Raw genomic sequence first — 18,228 nt, forward strand, 5'->3', positions numbered from 1 at the left:
CAGGGCAGGTCGGGGGTGAGTTGCGGGGTGTCGTGCACAACATCTGGGGAAAGCGTTGTGGATAAGATGCGGGAAAACTCGTCCAGGCCAGGTGGGGCAAGGGCTGCGTGGGGCTGGTGATTTTTCGTGCGGTGACGAGCGGCTGTCATCTTTCATGGCTATAGTAGTCGGTCGATTTTTAGCCGTTGGAGCCTTCGATGCCTGACTCGCCTGAACGTCCCGCCCCGGTCAGTTTGCTGCAGGCTTTATGGTTCTGGTTGAAGCTGGGGTTGATCAGTTTCGGTGGGCCGGCGGGGCAGATTTCGATCATGCATCAGGAGTTGGTGGAGAAGCGCCGCTGGCTGTCCGAGCGGCGCTTTCTGCATGCGCTGAACTACTGCATGTTGCTGCCCGGGCCGGAGGCGCAGCAGCTGGCCACCTATATCGGCTGGCTGATGCACCGCACCTGGGGCGGGGTGATCGCCGGAGCGCTGTTCGTGCTGCCGTCGCTGTTGATCCTGATCGCGCTGTCCTGGGTCTATCTGGTGTTCGGCGATGTGCCGCTGGTGGCGGGGATCTTCTATGGTATCAAGCCGGCGGTGACGGCCATTGTGGTGCAGGCGGCCTGGCGCATCGGCGGGCGAGTGTTGAAGAATGCTTGGCTGTGGGCCATCGCGGCGGCGGCATTCGTGGCCATTTTCGCGCTGCAGCTGCCGTTCCCGCTGATCGTGCTGGGGGCGGCGCTGGTCGGCTACATCGGCGGGCGACTGGCGCCGCAGCACTTCGCGGTTGGCGCCGGGCATGGCGAGGCGGGTGGGGCGCATGTGCCCGCGCTGATCGATGACGAGACGCGTCTGGCGCATACGCATTTTCGCTCCGGTCGGCTGGCGCTGATCCTGCTGGTCGGCGCGCTGCTCTGGCTGCTGCCGATGGGCCTGCTGACTCTGGCGTTCGGCTGGCAGGGCACGTTGCCTCAGATGGGCTGGTTCTTCACCAAGGCGGCGCTGCTCACCTTCGGCGGTGCCTACGCGGTGCTGCCGTACGTGTACCAGGGCGCCATCGATCACTACGGCTGGCTGACGCCCCGGCAGATGATCGATGGCCTGGCATTGGGCGAAACCACGCCGGGGCCGCTGATCATGCTGGTGGCCTTTGTTGCCTTCGTCGGTGCCTATGGCCAGCCGGTGTTCGGCAGCGAGTCGGCCCTCGCCAGTGGCGCGCTGGCGGCGGCGCTGGTCACCTGGTTCACCTTCCTGCCGTCGTTCCTGTTCATCCTCGCCGGCGGGCCGCTGGTGGAATCGACCCATGGCCAGATGAAGTTCACTGCGCCGCTGACCGGGATCACCGCCGCCGTGGTCGGGGTGATTCTCAACCTGGCGCTGTTCTTTGGTTATCACGTGCTCTGGCCGCAGGGTTTTGCCGGGGCGTTCGACTGGGTGTCGGCGTTGATCACCCTCGGTGCGGGCGTGGCGTTGTTGATCTTCAAGCGCGGGGTGATCGAGACACTGACGGCCTGTGCGCTGGTCGGCCTGGCCGCGCATCTGGTGCTATAGCGTCAGCGCCAGGCGCAAGCGGTCGCGATGCTGCAGGCCGTTCTCGTACAGCGGTTCGGGATAGTGCTGCAGGAAGTAGTCCGGCTCCACGGCCACCACGCGAAAGCCGGCGCGCTGGTAGAAGGTCAGTTGGTGGCCGAAGCTGCCGGTACCCAGTTCCAGACGTTTCCCACCCAATTGCCTGGCCTGGTCAATGGCATGGCGCAGTAGCAGGCCGCCGATGCCCTGGCCCAGGTGTTCGGGCGCCACGGCGATGTTCATCAGTTCCCAGGTGTCGGCGGTCAGGGCCTGGATTACATAGACGCCGACGGTCGCCTCGCCCAGGCGTGCGACTACGCAATGACCGTCCTGCAGATAACCGGCGATGACGGTGGTGCTGGGGTCGGCTTCCAGCAGCAGCGCCATCGGCGCCTGTTCTCCGGGAACCTTGTGCAGGCTTGGTGTGGTCATGACGGTCTTTCTTTAAAGATGTTTCAGTTATAAATAAATCATTATTTATTCTTTTTGTTTCTCTTTGTTCCTGAGCATAGTGAGCGCCACGCAACAAGCTACTGCCAAGGAGCACGATCATGAGTATCCGTCTGGGCGATATCGCCCCCGACTTCGAACAGGATTCCAGCGAAGGCCGCATTCGTTTCCACGAGTGGCTGGGCGACAGCTGGGGCATCCTCTTCTCCCACCCGGCCGACTTCACGCCGGTGTGCACCACCGAACTGGGTTTCACCGCCAAGCTCAAGGACGAGTTCGCCAAGCGCGGCGTCAAGGTCATCGCCTTGTCCGTCGATCCGGTCGACTCGCACATCAAGTGGATCGACGACATCAACGAGACGCAGAACACTGCGGTCAACTTCCCGATCATCGCCGATGCCGATCGCAAGGTCTCCGATCTCTACGACCTGATCCATCCGAACGCCAACGATACCCTGACCGTGCGTTCGCTGTTCATCATCGACCCGAACAAGAAGGTGCGCCTGACCATCACCTACCCGGCCAGCACCGGGCGCAACTTCAACGAGATCCTGCGCGTCGTCGATTCGCTGCAGCTGACCGACAACTACAAGGTCGCCACGCCGGCCAACTGGGTGGACGGCGACGAGGTGGTCATTGTTCCCTCGCTGAAGGATGAGGCCGAGATCGCCGAGCGCTTCCCGAAAGGTTATCGCGCGGTTAAGCCGTACCTGCGTCTGACCCCGCAGCCGAATCGCTGAGGAGCGGCCATGCACGTTGTCTTGCTGTCCGGCAGCCCCTCGCTGCGCTCGCGCACCGAACTGCTGCTGGATTACGTGCGTCAGCGCCTGGAGGCGCAGCAGGTGGAAGTGAGCCTGCTGCGCGTGCGCGACTTCCCGGCCGAGGACCTGCTGCATGCACGCTTCGACAGCCCGGCCGTGCAGCATCTGCAGGCTGTGGTGGCCAGCGCCGATGGTCTGGTGGTCGGCACGCCGGTGTACAAGGCGTCGTTCACCGGCGCCTTGAAGGTGCTGCTGGACCTGCTGCCGGAGCGCGCCCTGGCGCACAAGGTAGTGCTGCCCCTGGCCAGTGGCGGCAGCCCGGCGCATCTGCTGGCTGTGGATTACGCGCTCAAGCCGGTGCTGGCCGCGCTCAAGGCGCAGGAAATGCTCTCCGGCGTATTCGCCGTGGACAAGCAGATCGCCTACCCGGAAGGGGACAGGCCCGCGCAGATCGATGACGAGCTGCGCGAACGCCTCGACGACGCGCTGGAACAACTGACTGCCGCATTGGCGCGGCGGCCGAAACCGATCGATCCGAACGTATTGAACGACCGGCTGGTAAACGCCCGCTGGAGCATCTGATCCACCCGTAATACCCCGCCTTACTCGCCCGTCAACGGGCAAGCAGGTAGCCAACCAAGACATCACTGCAAAGGAGAGCGCCATGCGCACAATCACTTTGCGTCGAAGCCTGGTCGCCCTGTTTGCCGCGGCCATTTCCTTCGGCGCCATCACTCAAGCTCAGGCCGAAACATTGCGTATCGGCTATCAGAAATACGGCACCCTGGTGCTGCTCAAGGCCAAGGGGACCCTGGAAAAACGCCTGGCCGAACGCGGTGTGGACGTCAAATGGACCGAATTCCCCGGCGGGCCACAGTTGCTCGAAGGCCTCAACGTCGGCTCCGTGGATTTCGGCGTCACCGGTGAGACCCCGCCAGTGTTCGCTCAGGCGGCTGGCGCCGATCTGCTTTACGTCGCTCATGAACCGCCAGCACCGACCGGCGAAGCGATCCTCGTACCGAAGGATTCGTCGATCAAATCGGTGGCCGAACTCAAGGGCAAGAAGGTCGCCCTGAACAAGGGCTCCAACGTGCATTACCTGCTGGTGCGCGCCCTGGAAGATGCCGGTCTCAAGTACAGCGACATCACCCCGGTCTACCTGCCGCCGGCCGATGCCCGCGCCGCTTTCGAGCGTGGCAGCGTCGATGCCTGGGTGATCTGGGACCCGTTCCAGTCCGCCGCCGAGCAGCAGCTGCAGGCGCGCAGCCTGCGTGACGGCAGCGGCCTGGTGGACAACCACCAGTTCTACCTGGCGACCCGTCCCTATGCCGAGAAGAACCCGGAAGTGGTCGGCATCCTGATCGACGAGATTCGCGGCGTCGGCGAGTGGGTGCAGGGCAACCTGGACCAAGCCACCGATCAGGTCGCGCCGCTGCTGGGGCTGTCCCGCGAGATCACCTACAGAGCGGTGGAGCGCCAGGGCTATGGCGCGAAGTTCATCACCCAGGATGTGGTCGAGGCGCAGCAGAAGATCGCGGACACCTTCACCGATCTCAAGCTGATCCCCAGGAAGCTGACCATCAAGGACGTGATCTGGACTCCGCCCGCCAAGCTGGCCCAGGCCCAGTAAGACCGTAGCCCTCGCCCCCAACCCCTCCTCGCTCGTCGAGCCGAGGGTTGGGGGGCCGAATTTCCCGGATTGATCCGGACTATGACGATTTCCGGAAAGGAGACAACTCCATGAGCCTCAACATCTTCTGGTTCCTGCCTACCCATGGTGATGGCAAGTACCTGGGCACCTCCGAAGGTGCTCGTGCCGTGGACCACAGCTATCTGGCGCAGATCGCCCAGGCTGCCGACCGCCTCGGTTTCGGCGGCGTGCTGATCCCCACCGGGCGTTCCTGCGAGGACTCCTGGCTGGTGGCCGCCTCGCTGATTCCGGTGACGCAGAATCTGAAATTCCTGGTCGCCCTGCGCCCGGGGATCATTTCGCCGACCGTGGCCGCGCGCCAGGCCGCGACGCTGGATCGCCTGTCGGGCGGCCGCGCGCTGTTCAACCTGGTCACCGGTGGCGATCCGGACGAGCTGGCTGGTGACGGCCTGCACCTGTCGCATGCCGAACGCTACGAGGCTTCTGTCGAATTCACCCGTATCTGGCGTCGCGTGCTGGAAGGCGAAACCGTCGATTACGACGGCAAGCACATCCAGGTGAAGGGCGCCAAGCTGCTCTACCCGCCGATTCAGCAGCCGCGTCCGCCGCTGTATTTCGGTGGCTCTTCCGATGCGGCGCAGGATCTGGCCGCCGAGCAGGTCGAGCTGTACCTGACCTGGGGCGAACCGCCGGCTGCGGTGGCCGAGAAGATCGCCCAGGTGCGCGAGAAGGCCGCACGCCAGGGGCGCACCGTGCGCTTCGGCATCCGCCTGCACGTGATCGTGCGCGAAACCAATGAGGAAGCCTGGGCCGCGGCGGACCGCCTGATCAGCCATCTGGACCAGGACACCATCGACCGTGCCCAGGCGTCGCTGGCGCGCTTTGATTCGGTGGGCCAGCAGCGCATGGCCGCCCTGCACGGCGGCAAGAAGGACAACCTGGAAGTGTCGCCGAATCTCTGGGCCGGGGTCGGCCTGGTGCGCGGCGGTGCCGGCACCGCGCTGGTCGGCGACGGCCCGACCGTGGCGGCGCGAGTGAAGGAATACGCGGATCTGGGCATCGACACCTTCATCTTCTCCGGCTACCCGCATCTGGAGGAGTCCTACCGGGTCGCCGAGCTGCTGTTCCCGCACCTGGACGTGGCCCAGCCCGAGCGCCCGGAGAGCCGCGGCTACGTCAGCCCGTTCGGCGAAATGATCTCCAGCGACATTCTGCCGAAGGCGGCTTCGGCGAGCTGAAAAGCTTCCCGCTCGCCCCGCTTCGGTCATTGGATGCATTTCGGGAGGATCGGGCGCCAGCCCCCTCTCCCCAACCCTCTCCCCGGAGGGGCGAGGGAGTTGACCGGCGGTGCTAGCAAGTTCACCGGCTCGGTTGGCTCCCCTCTCCCATTTATGGGAGAGGGGCTGGGGGATAGGGCGCTTTCATCAGTCCGAAGCCCGGATGCATCCGGGGGAATACAGACGCTACACAAGGTTTTCGAGGCAACCATGAGCAACACGACCCTTCACAAACTGGCCCTGCGCGCTGCCCCCTGGGCCTTGCCGCTGGGGCTGCTGGCCGCCTGGCAGCTGGCGGTGGCCAGTGGCTGGCTGTCCAGCCGCATCCTGCCGGCGCCCAGCGCCGTGCTGGCCGCCGGCTGGGAGCTGCTGTCCTCCGGCGAAATCTGGCAGCACCTGGCGATCAGCGGCCAGCGCGCCGGTATCGGCTTCGCCATCGGCGGTGGTATCGGCCTGCTGCTGGGCTTTGTCACTGGCCTGTCGAAATGGGGCGAGCGCTTTCTCGACAGCTCGGTGCAGATGATCCGCAACGTGCCGCACCTGGCGCTGATCCCGCTGGTGATCCTCTGGTTCGGCATCGACGAGGCGGCCAAGGTGTTCCTGGTTGCACTCGGCACGTTGTTCCCCATCTACCTCAACACCTACCACGGCATCCGCAACGTCGATCCGGCGCTGGTGGAGATGGCGCGCAGCTATGGTCTGTCCGGCTTCGCCCTGTTCCGTCAGGTGATCCTGCCCGGCGCGCTGCCGTCGATCCTGGTCGGCGTGCGCTTCGCCCTCGGTTTCATGTGGCTGACCCTGATTGTCGCCGAGACCATCTCGGCCAGCAGCGGCATCGGTTACCTGGCGATGAACGCCCGCGAATTCCTGCAGACCGACGTGGTGGTACTGGCGATCCTGCTCTACGCGGTGCTCGGCAAGCTGGCCGACGTCGCCGCCCGTGGTCTCGAGCGCGTCTGGCTGCGCTGGCATCCGGCCTATCAGGCCAAGGCAGGTGGGCAATGACCGCGCTGCACAACATTCGCCAGGGCATTCCGCTGGCGATCGAGAAGATCGAGAAATCCTTTGGCGAGCGCCAGGTGCTCAAGGGCATCGACCTGCACATTCCGGCCGGACAGTTCGTCGCCGTGGTGGGTCGCAGCGGCTGCGGCAAGAGCACCCTGCTGCGCCTGCTGGCCGGCCTGGATAAGCCCAGCGGCGGCCAGTTGCTGGCCGGCACTGGGTCGCTCAACGCGGTACGCGAGGACATCCGCCTGATGTTCCAGGACTCGCGCCTGCTGCCGTGGAAGCGGGTGATCGACAACGTCGGCCTGGGGCTGTCCGGTGACTGGCGCAAGCAGGCCGAGGAAGCGCTGGCGGCGGTCGGTCTGGCCGATCGCGCCAATGAATGGCCGGCAGCGCTGTCCGGCGGACAGAAACAGCGAGTGGCGCTGGCTCGTGCGCTGATCCATCGTCCGCGCCTGTTGCTGCTCGACGAGCCGCTGGGTGCGCTGGATGCGCTGACCCGCATCGAGATGCAGCAGCTGATCGAGCGCCTGTGGCAGCAGCATGGCTTCACCGTGCTGCTGGTGACCCACGACGTGGCCGAAGCGGTGGCCGTGGCCGACCGGGTGATCCTCATCGAGGACGGCCAGATCGGTCTCGACCTGGATGTGCAACTGGTGCGCCCGCGTCCGCACGGCTCGCCATTGCTGGCGGCACTGGAGGCGCGAGTGCTCGACCGTGTGCTGGCACAGCCGGAACTGCCGACGCCGCCTGAACCCGTATCACCCCTGCCTACGCAGCTGCGCTGGGCGCTTTGAGGCCGCAGCCCGGATGCAATCCGGATGCGGCCATGAATTTCCCCGGAATTCATCCGGCTACCTGTAAACGACCTGAGGAGAAACACCATGACCATCAAAGCCATCAACGTGCGCAACCAGTTCAAGGGCACCATCAAGGAAATCATCATCGGCGACGTACTGTCGGAAATCGATGTGCAGACCGCTGCCGGCATCGTCACCTCGGTGATCACCACCCGTTCCGTGCGTGAGCTGGAACTGCAGGTTGGCAGCGAAGTGATCGCCTTCGTCAAATCCACCGAGGTGTCCATCGCCAAGCTCTGATTCCCCTTGCGCCGCCCCGGTCAGCATGACCGGGGCAGGGTGCTTGGCCCTTCGGTTCGCCTGTCCGGGCGACATGACTTATCCTTGCGGCCCACGGCCGATCAGGGTCTTTTGATTCTGGTTATAAGCAGATAAGAAAAAAGTATTTTTCGGCTATATATCTTTTCTGCAGAATCGAGCCATCAAAACGCCTGCGTGCAGGCTCTCTGTCGATAAGGATGCCTTAGATGCTGAAGAAGATCGTTCTGGCCACCGTGGCCAGCGCCACCCTGCTGACCGGCTCGCTGAGCCATGCTGCGGCAGACACCCCGTTCCACAACGCCTCCTACGACATCGCCCGTGAACTGTTCGGCGAGATCAACCCGCTGTTCGTCGAGCACTGGAAACAGCAGAGCGGCAAGGACGTGAAGATCATCCAGTCCTTTGCCGGCAGCTCGCGCCAGGCGCAGGACATCATCCAGGGCAAGAAGGTCGACGTGGTCACCTTCAATCAGGTTTCCGACGTGGACATCCTGGCCAAGCGCGGCCTGCTGCGTGAAGACTGGGCCAAGCAGTTCCCCAACAACGCCTCGCCGTACTACAGCACCACCGCCTTCCTGGTGCGCGAAGGCAACCCGAAGAACATCAAGGGCTGGGACGACCTGATTCGCGATGACGTGAAACTGGTGTTCCCCAACCCGAAGACCTCCGGTAACGCCCGCTACAGCTACCTGGGCGCCTGGCTGTTCGCCAACGAGAAGTTCAACGGTGAGGAGGAGAAGGTGAAAGCCTTCGTCGGCAAAGTGCTGAAGAACGTCGAGAACTTCCCCACCGGCGGCCGTGGCGCCACCGTGGCTTTCGCTCAGAATGGCCAGGGCGACGTGCTGCTGACCTTCGAATCGGAAGTGATCAACATCGCCAAGGGCGAGGAATTCAAATCCGCCAACCTGGAAATCGTGGTGCCGGAAGTCAGCGTGCTGGCCGAATTCCCGGTCGCCATCGTCGACAAGGTGGCTGACGAGCGCGGCACCCGCGAGCAGGCCAAGGCCTTCCTCGACTTCCAGTACAGCAAGGACATCCAGCAGTTGCTGACCCGCTACAACTACCGCGTGCATAACCCGGAAGTGGTCGAGGCGACCAAGGCGCAGTTCGCTCCGGTACGCCTGATCAACCCGAACGATGTCCTGGGTAGTTGGGACGACATCACCGCCAAGCACTTCGACAACGGTGGTATCCTTGACCAGCTTCTGGCCGAGGGCCGTTGATACTCGCCCCGGACAGCTGATTTTCAGGTTCGTTGGCCGCCTTATTGGCGGCCAACTGCATTTGTAGAGCCGGGCTTTTTCGTGAGCAAACCAACGCTGTTCTTCCTGCAAACGCCGCTGCTGCCAGGCTTCGGTCTGAGCTTCGGCGTCAGTGTGCTGTACCTGTCGCTGGTGATCCTGCTGCCGCTGTCGGCGCTGCTGCTGTATGTCAGCGACATGACCTGGGGCCAGTACTGGTTCGCCATCAGCGATCCGCGCGTGGTGCAGACCTACAAGGTGACCATTTCGGCGGCGTTCTACTCGACCCTGGCGGTACTGGTGATCGGCCTGCTGCTGGCCTGGATCATCACCCGTTACGACTTCCCCGGGCGGCGCATCGTCGATGCGCTGGTGGATCTGCCGTTCGCCCTGCCGACTTCGGTGGCAGGCCTGACCCTCGCTGCGCTGCTGGTGCCCAATGGCTGGATCGGCCAGTGGCTGGGTTTCAAGGTGGCCTACGCCTACGCCGGCATAGTCGTGGCGATGGTGTTCACCAGCATTCCCTTCGTGGTGCGCACGGTGCAGCCGGTGCTGCAGGATCTCGGCTCGGAGTACGAAGAGGCCGCGCGCACCCTCGGTGCCAGCCGACTGCAGACCTTCCGCAAGGTGATCCTGCCGACCCTGGCGCCGGCGCTGGTCACTGGTGGTTCCCAGGCGTTTGTGCGCAGTCTCGGCGAGTTCGGCGCGGTGATCATGATCGCCGGCAACATCCCCTACAAGACGGAAGTCAGCTCGCTGATGATCTTCGTCCGTCTGCAGGAGTTCAATTATCCGGCGGCGGCGGCCATTGCCTCGGTGATCCTGCTCGCGTCGCTGATTCTTCTGTTCCTCCTGCAGGTCGTGCAGGGGCGTCTGTTCGCATGGCAACGGCAAGGTCGATGAAAAAGCCTCAGGATTGGCGCCAGTGGGCGCTGGTAGTACTCGGTCTGGCGGTAGTGGTTGTTTTGCTGCTGATGCCGCTGGCCCTGATCTTCACCAAGGCGCTGGGCGGCGGCCTGGAACTGCTGTGGAGCAATCTCAACGAGGACTACATGCTCCACGCCATCGGCCTGACGCTGCTGGTGGCAGTGATCACCGTGCCGTTGAACCTGTGCTTCGGCATCTGCCTGGCGTGGTGCGTGACCCATTACGACTTCCGCGGACGCAAGCTGCTGACCACCCTGATCGACATCCCCTACGCGGTATCGCCGGTGGTTGCCGGTCTCTGCTATCTGGTGGTTTACGGCCTGGAAAGCTTCATCGGCCGCTGGTTCTACGATCACGGCATGCAGCTGATGTTCGCCTGGCCGGGCATCGTCATGGTCACGGTGTTCGTTACCGCCCCCTACGTGGCGCGCATCCTGATTCCGGTGATGCAGACTCAGGGCCAGGATGAGGAAACCGCCGCGATGTGCCTGGGCGCCAGCGGCTGGCAGATCTTCCGCCGCATCAGCCTGCCGAAGATCAAATGGGCGCTGCTCTACGGCGTGGTGGTGACCAACGCGCGTGCGGTGGGCGAGTTCGGCGCGGTGTCGGTGGTTTCCGGCACCATCATCAACCAGACCCTGACCCTGCCGCTGCTGGTCGACCAGCTCAACAACGACTACAAGCCGGCTGCAGCCTTCACCGCCGCGGGCCTGCTGGCCTGCATGGCGCTGCTCACCCTGTTCCTCAAGACCTTCATGGAATGGCGCCAGCGCCGCCTGATGCAGCGCGCCGAGGCGTGACGTCAGGAGTATCGTTCACAGTTGAAGGTGCCAGGCCGCATGCAGCGGCCTGGCGGCAATCGCACGGTGCGGGTTGTCTAGCCGACCGCTGATCCACCGATCGCCTTCAAGAACTGCGCCCCCGTTCAGCGTCTGATGTCGGGTTGGTGGTTCCCGTGCCGCCGGGTGTGGTGCTGTCGCCGGTGTCTACCGGTTGCGGATGGCCGAAGTGATAACCCTGGCCGTAGTTGCAGCCCAGTTCTCGCAGGAAGTCGGCCTGAGCCCGCTGTTCGATGCCCTCGGCGAGGACCTTGAGGCCCAGGGTCTTGCCCAGCGCGATCACTGCACGGGCGATGGCCGCGTCCTCGGGGGCGTCGGGCAGGCCGCGGACAAAGCTCTGGTCGAGCTTGAGCTTGTCCACCGGCAGACGCTTGAGGCGCGCCAGCGAACTGTAGCCGGTACCGAAGTCATCGATCGCCAGGCGCACGCCCAGCGCGCGCAGGCTGGTCAGTATCTTCAGCGCGGCGTCGGGGTCTTCCATGATCGCGCTTTCGGTTACTTCCAGTTCCAGCTGCTCGGGGGGCAGGCCGGTTTCGGCGAGCACGCTGGCGACTTTCTGGGCAAGATCTCCCCGGCTGAACAGCCGACTGGAAACGTTCACCGCTACGAACCTCAGCGAATGTTCTTCGGCATTCCAGCGCACCATCTGCTGGCAGGCCTGCTCCAGTACCCAGGCGTCGATGACGCCGATCATGCCGTTGTCTTCGGCAATCGGGATGAACTCGCTGGGCGGAATCAGGCCGCGTTGCGGATGCTGCCAGCGCACCAGGGCTTCCGTGCCCACCAGGCGGCCGTCCTGCAGGTCGTGCAGGGGCTGGTAGTAGACGCGCAGCTCCTGATGATCCAGAGCCTGACGCAGGCTGCTGGCCAGTTCCACGCGCTGACGGGCATAGTCGGTCAGTTCCTGCACGTAGAAGGCATAGCCTTCGCGGCCGCTACTCTTGGCCTTGAACAGGGCCGAGTCGGCATTGCGCAGTATCTGTTCGACGCTGTCGGCGTCTTCGGGAAACAGGCTGATGCCGATACTTGCACCGATGTAGAGCTCGTGGCCTTCGAGCAGGAAGGGAGCCTCCAGGCTGCGCAACAGGCGCTGCGCCATTTCGGCGGCTTGTGCGGCTTCGGCGCAGTCTTCGCTGAGCAGGCCGAACTCGTCACCGCCCAGTCGGGCCAGGGTGCAACCACTGGGCAGGTCCAGCTGCAGACGCTCACCAACGCTCTTGAGCAGCAGATCGCCGACATTGTGGCCAAGACTTTCGTTGATGTGCTTGAAGTGATCGAGATCGATCAGCAGCACGGCGCCGCACGACTCTTCGATCTTGCTGCGCTCCAGCGCGTGGGCGACGCGTTCGGTAAACAGCAGACGGTTGGGCAGATTGCTCAGTGGGTCGTGGTGAGCCAGGTAATCCAGCTCCCGCTGCGAACGCTTGAGCGCGGTGATATCGGAGAAGACCGCCACGTAATGGCTGATCCGCCCCTGTTCGTCACGAATCACGCGAATGCATTGCCACTGCGGGTAGATTTCGCCGCTCTTGCGTCGGTTCCACACCTCGCCGCTCCAGGCACCGCGGTTTTTCAGGGCCTGCCACAGGCTCTGGTAGAAGTCGGCGTCGTGGCGACCGGATTTGAGTACCGTTGGCCTGCGCCCGAGAATCTCCTCGCTGCTGTAGCCGGTGATGCGGCTAAAGGCAGGGTTGACGTGAACGATGCACTGTTTCGCATCGGTGACCAGCACACCTTCCTGGGTGGCGTCGAACACCGCTGCGGCCTGGCGCAGGCTGTCGTCGATGGCACGTTGCTGGGTGATGTCGGAGGCAATGCCGATGAAGCGTTGGGGCTGACCCTTCTCATCGCGCAGCAAGCGGCCACGGGAGTGAATCCAGCGATAGCTGCCATCGGCATGGCGCAGGCGGTAGATATTCTCGTAGGACTGGTCGTGCAACTCGGCATTGAGCGCGTGCAGCGCGTGTTCCTGATCATCCGGATGCAGGCGTGCGGCCCAGTCCTCGCGGGTATCACCGAGCGTTTGCGGGGTCAGCCCGAGCAATTTGGCGTAGCCTTCGGAAAAGAAGATGCGGCGCTTGGAAACGTCCCAGTCCCAGAGCCCGTCGCGAGTGGCATCCAGTGCCAGGCGCAGACGCTCCTCATTGCTGGCCAGCTGCAGACGTGCAGTGCGGAACTGCTGGGCATGTCGGTGCAGAACCAGGTAAAGCAGCGCGCTGGTCAGCACAACGAAGAGCAGTCCCTTGAACGACTGCAGGCGCTCCTGCAGCTCCACGGAGAGCCCCAGGGTTGCGAGCAGCTGATCACTGAGACAGATCCACAGACCGGCCAGTAGCAGGTAGCCCAGGGTCAGACGCAAGGCGGCGGTGTCGATACGCATGAGTGGGCGACTACGCTCCGTGGAAATGTCGAGCAGTTTAAATGGGGTTGGTCTGAAACATTCTTATCTAAAAGACCAACTGTTTTTCTGGCATGGGTCAGGGATAATGTGAACAGGTTCGTCCTTGTAGGACAAACCGCGTTCCCCTATCAAGAGGCAACACCGCCCATGTGGTACAACGGTTTACTCGACCTGTCGGTCTGGCAGCTGGTGGCTGCGACCCTGCTGATGACACACGTGACCATCGTCAGCGTCACTGTCTATCTGCACCGCTACTCTGCGCACCGGGCATTGGAACTGCACCCGGCGCTCAAGCATTTCTTCCGTTTCTGGCTGTGGCTGACCACTGGCCAGAACACCCGCGAGTGGACCGCGATTCACCGTAAGCATCACGCCAAGTGCGAAACCGCCGATGATCCGCATAGTCCGGTCGTCAAAGGTCTGGGCACCGTACTGCGTAAAGGTGCCGAACTCTATCAGGAAGAGGCGAAGAACCAGGAAACTTTGCGCATTTACGGCAAGAACTGCCCGGATGACTGGATCGAACGCAATGTTTACAGCCGTTACCCGATTGGCGGCGTGATCCTGATGGCGATCATCGACCTGGCCCTGTTCGGCGTACTCGGCATCACGGTGTGGGCCGTGCAGATGATGTGGATTCCGGTATGGGCCGCAGGCGTCATCAACGGCCTGGGCCATGCCATCGGTTATCGCAACTTCGAGTGCCGCGACGCGGCCACCAATCTGGTGCCCTGGGGCATCCTGATCGGTGGTGAGGAGCTGCACAACAACCACCACACCTATCCCAACTCCGCCAAGCTCTCGGTGAGGAAGTGGGAGTTCGACATGGGCTGGGCCTGGATCAAGCTGTTCAGCTTCTTCGGTTTGGCCAAGGTGCAGCGCGTCGCGCCCATCGCCCATCGTGTCGAAGGCAAGGGTCATCTGGACATGGATACCGCCATGGCCATTCTCAACAACCGTTTCCAGATCATGGCGCAGTACCGCAAGCTGGTGATTGCCCCTCTGGTCAAGCAGGAAGTGGCCAAGGCCGACGAATCCGTTCGTCACCTGTTCCGCCGCGCCAAGCGTCTGCTGTCGCGTGAGCCGAGCCTGCTGGAAGATCAGCACCACGCGCGCATCGCCGACATGCTGGCGCAGAGTCAGGCACTCAAGGTGATCTACGAGAAGCGTCTGGCGCTGCAGCAGATCTGGGTCAAGACCAGCAGCAACGGCCACGACATGCTTGAGGCCATCAAGGAGTGGGTGCATGAGGCCGAGGCCAGTGGCATCCAGTCACTGCGAGAGTTTGCCGAGCAGCTCAAGACGTACTCACTGCGACCGGCCAACGCCACTGCCTGATCGCCGCTGGAACCTCGCAAAGGCCCGCCGAACTGGCGGGCCTTTGTGTTTGTCCAACAGCTCGCACTATGCTCAATTCAATGCGAGGCAAGGCGGGATGGCCGCTGTAATGGACGATCAAGGCAACGCTGTTTCCGAGTTGGAAGAACTTACTCTGGCTCTGCTGCATAGTCGGGCTGAAGTCGAGCGCCTGGGCGAGCGCGAGCAGCTGTTCAGCAGCCTGCTCGCCAGCGTCAATGCCGTGCTCTGGGCTTTCGACTGGAGCGAGCAGCGGATGATCTACGTCAGCCCGGCCTACGAGCGCATCTTCGGCCGTTCTGCCGCGTTGCTTCTGGCCGATTACGGCGAATGGCGCAACAGCATCTACCCGGATGATCTCGACTACGCAGCCGAAAGCCTGGCCAAGGTGCTGGAAACCGGCGCGGTGGAGTCTCGCGAGTACCGCATCATCCGCGCCGATGGCCAGCTGCGCTGGCTCAGTGACAAGTGTTTCGTCAGCCCCAGGCTGGGTACCGAGCAGGGCAGTGTGATCGTCGGCATTGCCGAGGACATCACCGAGAAGAAGCGTCTGGAAGGTGAGCTGCATCGCCTGGCTACCACCGATGTGCTCACCCAGAGCAGCAACCGCAGGCACTTCTTCGAGTGCGCCCGCCGCGAATTCGAGCACGCACGCAAGTTCGGCAGCCCGCTGGCCTTTCTGCTGCTCGATCTCGATGATTTCAAGAAGATCAATGACCATTACGGGCATCAGATCGGCGACGAGGTGTTGCGTCGTCTGGCTCAGTGCGGCAGTAATGCCTTGCGCCGCGGCGATCTGTTCGGGCGTATCGGTGGGGAAGAGTTCGCCGCTTTGTTCCCGGGCTGTGAGCAGGACGTAGCCTTGCAGGTCGCCGAAAGGCTGCAGCGTGAGGTGCAACGACTCAGCTTTCAGCATAAGGGCACCAGTTTCGGCATTACCGTCAGCCAGGGGCTGACCAGCCTGCTGGCAACCGATGTCAATCTGGATGCTCTCTACGCTCGCGCGGACGCCGCCATGTATCTGGCCAAGCGACAGGGGAAAAATCAGATCGTACTGGGATGAAGGTGGCGATTTTCCGCCTGGGATTCTGGGATAATAGGCGAAAATTTGCCTACGATGCGTTGCCGTCGATCAAACTTTCGCCTGTAAAAGAACTGTAACCTACTGTTCTAGAAGCATCGCGCGCTTGCCCGAAAGAGCTGGCGCGCTAACTGCATAGGCCCGCCGGATGCCGGCTGGATGTCGGCGCACAATAACAACGACGAGAGAGTACTCATCATGCATCACTCTGCCCGCCTCATTTCGGTCGCTTCGCTGCGTTCGCCGTTGTTTCGTTCTTCCTAGATTTCCACGCACCCCGCTCGCGCCAGGCTAATCTCCTTGGCTCGCGGGGGGGCGTATGCCCGATTCGTGCCGGCCTGCCTCTTCGTGCCGAAGCCTGCGCCGGACGATGCGTCACCTTAAACACACTGGAGAGAAACATAATGAGAAAGACCTCCCTGGCACTGGCCGTAGCTGCCAGCACCCTGGGCCTGAGCCAAGTGGCCTTCGCTGACTTCGTCGGTGACAGCAAAGCCAGCCTCACCCTGCGCAACTTCTATTTCGATCATGACGTGAAGAACACCGCTAATAACGATGCTGCCGCTCGTGAATGGGGCCAGGGCTTCATTCTCAACTATCAATCCGGTTTCACTGAAGGCACCGTGGGCTTCGGTGTGGATGCCGTCGGCATGCTGGGTGTGCGTCTGGATGGTGGCGGCCGTGTTGGCAAGGCCGACCGTGACCGCAACCCGGGTGCTCTGTTCCCGCTGGAAAGTGATGGCAGCGCTGTTGAGGATTTCAGCAAGGGCGGTCTGACCGGTAAGGTTCGTTTCTCCAAGACCGAGGCTCGCATCGGTACCTTGATGCCGAAACTGCCGATCCTGACTTCCAACGACGGTCGTCTGCTGCCGCAGATGTTTGAAGGTGGCATGATCACCTCCAACGAAATCGAAAACCTGACTCTGACTGCTGGCCAGATCGAGCATGCCGTTGGTCGTGCCTCGAGCAATAGCACCAGCCTGTCGATCGATGGTCGTAGTGTTGGCCAGGCTGACTCCAACAAGTTCTACTTCGGTGGTGGTGACTGGAAGATCAACCAGGATCTGACCGCACAGTACTACTACGCCAACCTGGAAGACTTTTATAAGCAGCACTTCGCCGGCCTGGGCCATAACCTGGCTCTGGGCGAAGGCAGCCTGAAGACCGATCTGCGCTACTTCCGCAGCACTTCCGACGGCAAGAACGGCAGCGCTGCTGGCCGCGCCGCCGGCTACACCGCTAACACCACCTTTGGCGATGGCACTGGCGAAGTCGACAATAACACTTGGAGTGCCGCGTTCACTTACAGCCTCCGTGGCCATGCCCTGATGCTGGGTTATCAGCGTGTTTCTGAAGACAGCAACTTCGTTCAGCTGAACCAGGGGGGGGTCGAAGGCTCTGCGGGTGCAAGCGTCTATCTGCTGACCGACCGCCTGATTCACAACTTCACCCGTGCTGGTGAGCGCACCACTTTCGGTCAGTACAGCTATGACTTTGCCAGCCTCGGCGTACCGGGCCTAAAAGCGTCGGTAGCCTACCTGAAGGGCACCAACATTCAGCGCGCGAACGGTGAGCAGAATAAAGAGTGGGAGCGTGATATCTCGCTGGACTACGTTTTCCAAGAGGGCGCTCTGAAAGGTCTGGGTCTTGGTTGGCGTAACGGCATGCTGCGTGGCGACGCTGCAACCGACGCTAATCAGAACCGCCTGATCGTCAGCTACACCCTGCCGCTGCTGTAAGGCGGCCCTGGCGGGGCTTTACTCCCCGCCTGCGTTGTAACGAAAAGCCCGCATCGAAAGATGCGGGCTTTTTTCATTCTGCGCGCGCGACGTTCTCGCTTGCGTTCGCCGATGCAGCGAGAATGGCGCTGGCAAGAGCCATATCCTCGGCGCTCTGCAGTTGGGGGTTGGCGCTGCGCAGTTGCTGCATCGCAGCCTCAAGATGCGGCCCACGGATTTCTCCGTTGCTGGCGACGAAGCTGCTGGCATCTTCTTCGATAGCGGCGACCAGCTTGCGATCCTTGAAGGTCAGATAGGTCGAGGCGGTGGTGGCGCCTGAGGACAGGATGTCGCGCAGCATGCCATCGGCAGCTGCGGTCTGGGCAATCAGGCAGGCACTGAACGCCAGTGCGGCACGGCTCGTTACACGCATGATGAAGCTCCTGTAGGGTAGTTCCTATTCTAGGAGTCTCATTTCTCGCCTGTTGTTCCTGGCAGGCGATGGCCGGTTGCCACGCTAGTCGCTGCGCAACTGGCGCACGCGATGTTGGTACCGCCACCAGAGCAAGGCCGAGATCAGCGCCAGCGCACCGAATAACAGAAACTGCCAGACCCACGGCAGATTGGGGAAGAAATAGGACAACGCGCCGACGCAGACGGCCACCAGCCCCATCCACAGCAGATAACCGCCGGCACCGAACACTTCGAGAATCAACAGCAGGGTGGCCAGTACCAGCCAGTCCCAGAACGACAGGTGTTGCAGATAGCTGATCATGGGTGGACGCGGTTACCCATATCCAAACAGTTCAGTGAATGCCCTTGGGTGTGCATCGCATAGACTCCATTGCCA

Annotated in this window: 18 protein-coding genes; 14 read left to right on the forward strand and 4 right to left on the reverse strand. The window is 62.6% G+C overall.

The features are described 5' to 3' along the window. Nucleotides 1-197 precede the first annotated feature (197 nt). Nucleotides 198-1,532: a chromate efflux transporter gene (gene chrA, locus OEG79_RS01405; RefSeq protein ID WP_264147108.1), complete on the forward strand. Its 1,335-nt coding sequence runs from the start codon at nt 198-200 to the stop codon at nt 1,530-1,532. Here the strand turns inward: chrA and OEG79_RS01410 are convergent. Beyond that, complete coding sequence (locus tag OEG79_RS01410) at nt 1,527-1,982, reverse strand: GNAT family N-acetyltransferase (RefSeq protein ID WP_264147109.1); 456 nt, start codon at nt 1,980-1,982, stop codon at nt 1,527-1,529. The two genes, chrA and OEG79_RS01410, sit on opposite strands and share 6 nt — an antisense overlap. Before the next feature lie 119 nt (nt 1,983-2,101). Between OEG79_RS01410 and OEG79_RS01415 the strand changes: the two genes are divergently transcribed. The 10 genes from OEG79_RS01415 to cysW all read left to right on the forward strand — a co-directional run bounded on the left by OEG79_RS01415 (nt 2,102) and on the right by cysW (nt 10,783). After that, entirely contained in the window at nt 2,102-2,740 is a 639-nt protein-coding gene (locus OEG79_RS01415) for a peroxiredoxin (RefSeq protein ID WP_264147110.1), read from the forward strand. 9 nt (nt 2,741-2,749) lie between these two features. After that, the gene (ssuE, locus tag OEG79_RS01420; RefSeq protein ID WP_264147111.1) at nt 2,750-3,343 is read left to right on the forward strand and encodes an NADPH-dependent FMN reductase; all 594 of its coding nucleotides are present in this window, start codon (nt 2,750-2,752) and stop codon (nt 3,341-3,343) included. A gap of 82 nt (nt 3,344-3,425) precedes the next feature. Continuing rightward, nucleotides 3,426-4,391: a sulfonate ABC transporter substrate-binding protein gene (locus tag OEG79_RS01425; protein WP_264147112.1), complete on the forward strand. Its 966-nt coding sequence runs from the start codon at nt 3,426-3,428 to the stop codon at nt 4,389-4,391. A 110-nt stretch (nt 4,392-4,501) separates the two neighbouring features. Further along, nucleotides 4,502-5,650 (forward strand): FMNH2-dependent alkanesulfonate monooxygenase, encoded by a 1,149-nt coding sequence (gene ssuD, locus OEG79_RS01430; RefSeq protein WP_264147113.1) that lies wholly within the window; start codon nt 4,502-4,504, stop codon nt 5,648-5,650. A 249-nt stretch (nt 5,651-5,899) separates the two neighbouring features. Continuing rightward, nucleotides 5,900-6,694, forward strand: a complete 795-nt coding sequence (gene ssuC, locus OEG79_RS01435; protein WP_264147114.1) for an aliphatic sulfonate ABC transporter permease SsuC — start codon at nt 5,900-5,902, stop codon at nt 6,692-6,694. Then, nucleotides 6,691-7,491, forward strand: coding sequence for an aliphatic sulfonates ABC transporter ATP-binding protein (ssuB, locus tag OEG79_RS01440; RefSeq protein WP_264147115.1), 801 nt, complete (start codon nt 6,691-6,693; stop codon nt 7,489-7,491). The genes ssuC and ssuB overlap by 4 nt, the downstream gene beginning before the upstream one ends. Before the next feature lie 87 nt (nt 7,492-7,578). After that, the gene (locus tag OEG79_RS01445) at nt 7,579-7,794 is read left to right on the forward strand and encodes a TOBE domain-containing protein (protein ID WP_013717671.1); all 216 of its coding nucleotides are present in this window, start codon (nt 7,579-7,581) and stop codon (nt 7,792-7,794) included. Between the two features lie 227 nt (nt 7,795-8,021). Further along, nucleotides 8,022-9,038, forward strand: coding sequence for a thiosulfate ABC transporter substrate-binding protein CysP (gene cysP, locus OEG79_RS01450; protein ID WP_264147116.1), 1,017 nt, complete (start codon nt 8,022-8,024; stop codon nt 9,036-9,038). 81 nt (nt 9,039-9,119) lie between these two features. Then, on the forward strand, nt 9,120-9,959 hold the full coding sequence (gene cysT / locus OEG79_RS01455; RefSeq protein ID WP_264147117.1) for a sulfate ABC transporter permease subunit CysT: 840 nt from the start codon (nt 9,120-9,122) through the stop codon (nt 9,957-9,959). Then, nucleotides 9,956-10,783, forward strand: a complete 828-nt coding sequence (gene cysW / locus OEG79_RS01460) for a sulfate ABC transporter permease subunit CysW (protein WP_264147118.1) — start codon at nt 9,956-9,958, stop codon at nt 10,781-10,783. The genes cysT and cysW overlap by 4 nt, the downstream gene beginning before the upstream one ends. Nucleotides 10,784-10,889: 106 nt before the next feature. Here cysW and OEG79_RS01465 read toward each other — a convergent pair whose 3' ends face one another. After that, nucleotides 10,890-13,202, reverse strand: a complete 2,313-nt coding sequence (locus OEG79_RS01465; protein ID WP_264147119.1) for a putative bifunctional diguanylate cyclase/phosphodiesterase — start codon at nt 13,200-13,202, stop codon at nt 10,890-10,892. 168 nt (nt 13,203-13,370) lie between these two features. Between OEG79_RS01465 and desA the strand changes: the two genes are divergently transcribed. The 3 genes from desA to OEG79_RS01480 all read left to right on the forward strand — a co-directional run bounded on the left by desA (nt 13,371) and on the right by OEG79_RS01480 (nt 17,399). Beyond that, nucleotides 13,371-14,561 (forward strand): delta-9 fatty acid desaturase DesA, encoded by a 1,191-nt coding sequence (desA, locus tag OEG79_RS01470; protein ID WP_264147120.1) that lies wholly within the window; start codon nt 13,371-13,373, stop codon nt 14,559-14,561. 109 nt (nt 14,562-14,670) lie between these two features. Further along, nucleotides 14,671-15,642 carry a sensor domain-containing diguanylate cyclase gene (locus OEG79_RS01475; protein ID WP_264147121.1) on the forward strand — a complete coding sequence of 324 codons (972 nt, stop codon included), beginning with the start codon at nt 14,671-14,673 and terminating at the stop codon, nt 15,640-15,642. Between the two features lie 422 nt (nt 15,643-16,064). Then, nucleotides 16,065-17,399 (forward strand): OprD family porin, encoded by a 1,335-nt coding sequence (locus OEG79_RS01480; protein ID WP_264147122.1) that lies wholly within the window; start codon nt 16,065-16,067, stop codon nt 17,397-17,399. A gap of 73 nt (nt 17,400-17,472) precedes the next feature. Here the strand turns inward: OEG79_RS01480 and OEG79_RS01485 are convergent, their stop codons facing one another. After that, nucleotides 17,473-17,811 carry a DUF2388 domain-containing protein gene (locus OEG79_RS01485; RefSeq protein ID WP_264147123.1) on the reverse strand — a complete coding sequence of 113 codons (339 nt, stop codon included), beginning with the start codon at nt 17,809-17,811 and terminating at the stop codon, nt 17,473-17,475. 84 nt (nt 17,812-17,895) lie between these two features. Next, the gene (locus OEG79_RS01490; RefSeq protein WP_264147124.1) at nt 17,896-18,153 is read right to left on the reverse strand and encodes an NfeD family protein; all 258 of its coding nucleotides are present in this window, start codon (nt 18,151-18,153) and stop codon (nt 17,896-17,898) included. Nucleotides 18,154-18,228: the final 75 nt, after the last annotated feature.

The organism is Pseudomonas sp. Z8(2022) (assembly GCF_025837155.1).
Lineage (GTDB): Bacteria > Pseudomonadota > Gammaproteobacteria > Pseudomonadales > Pseudomonadaceae > Aquipseudomonas.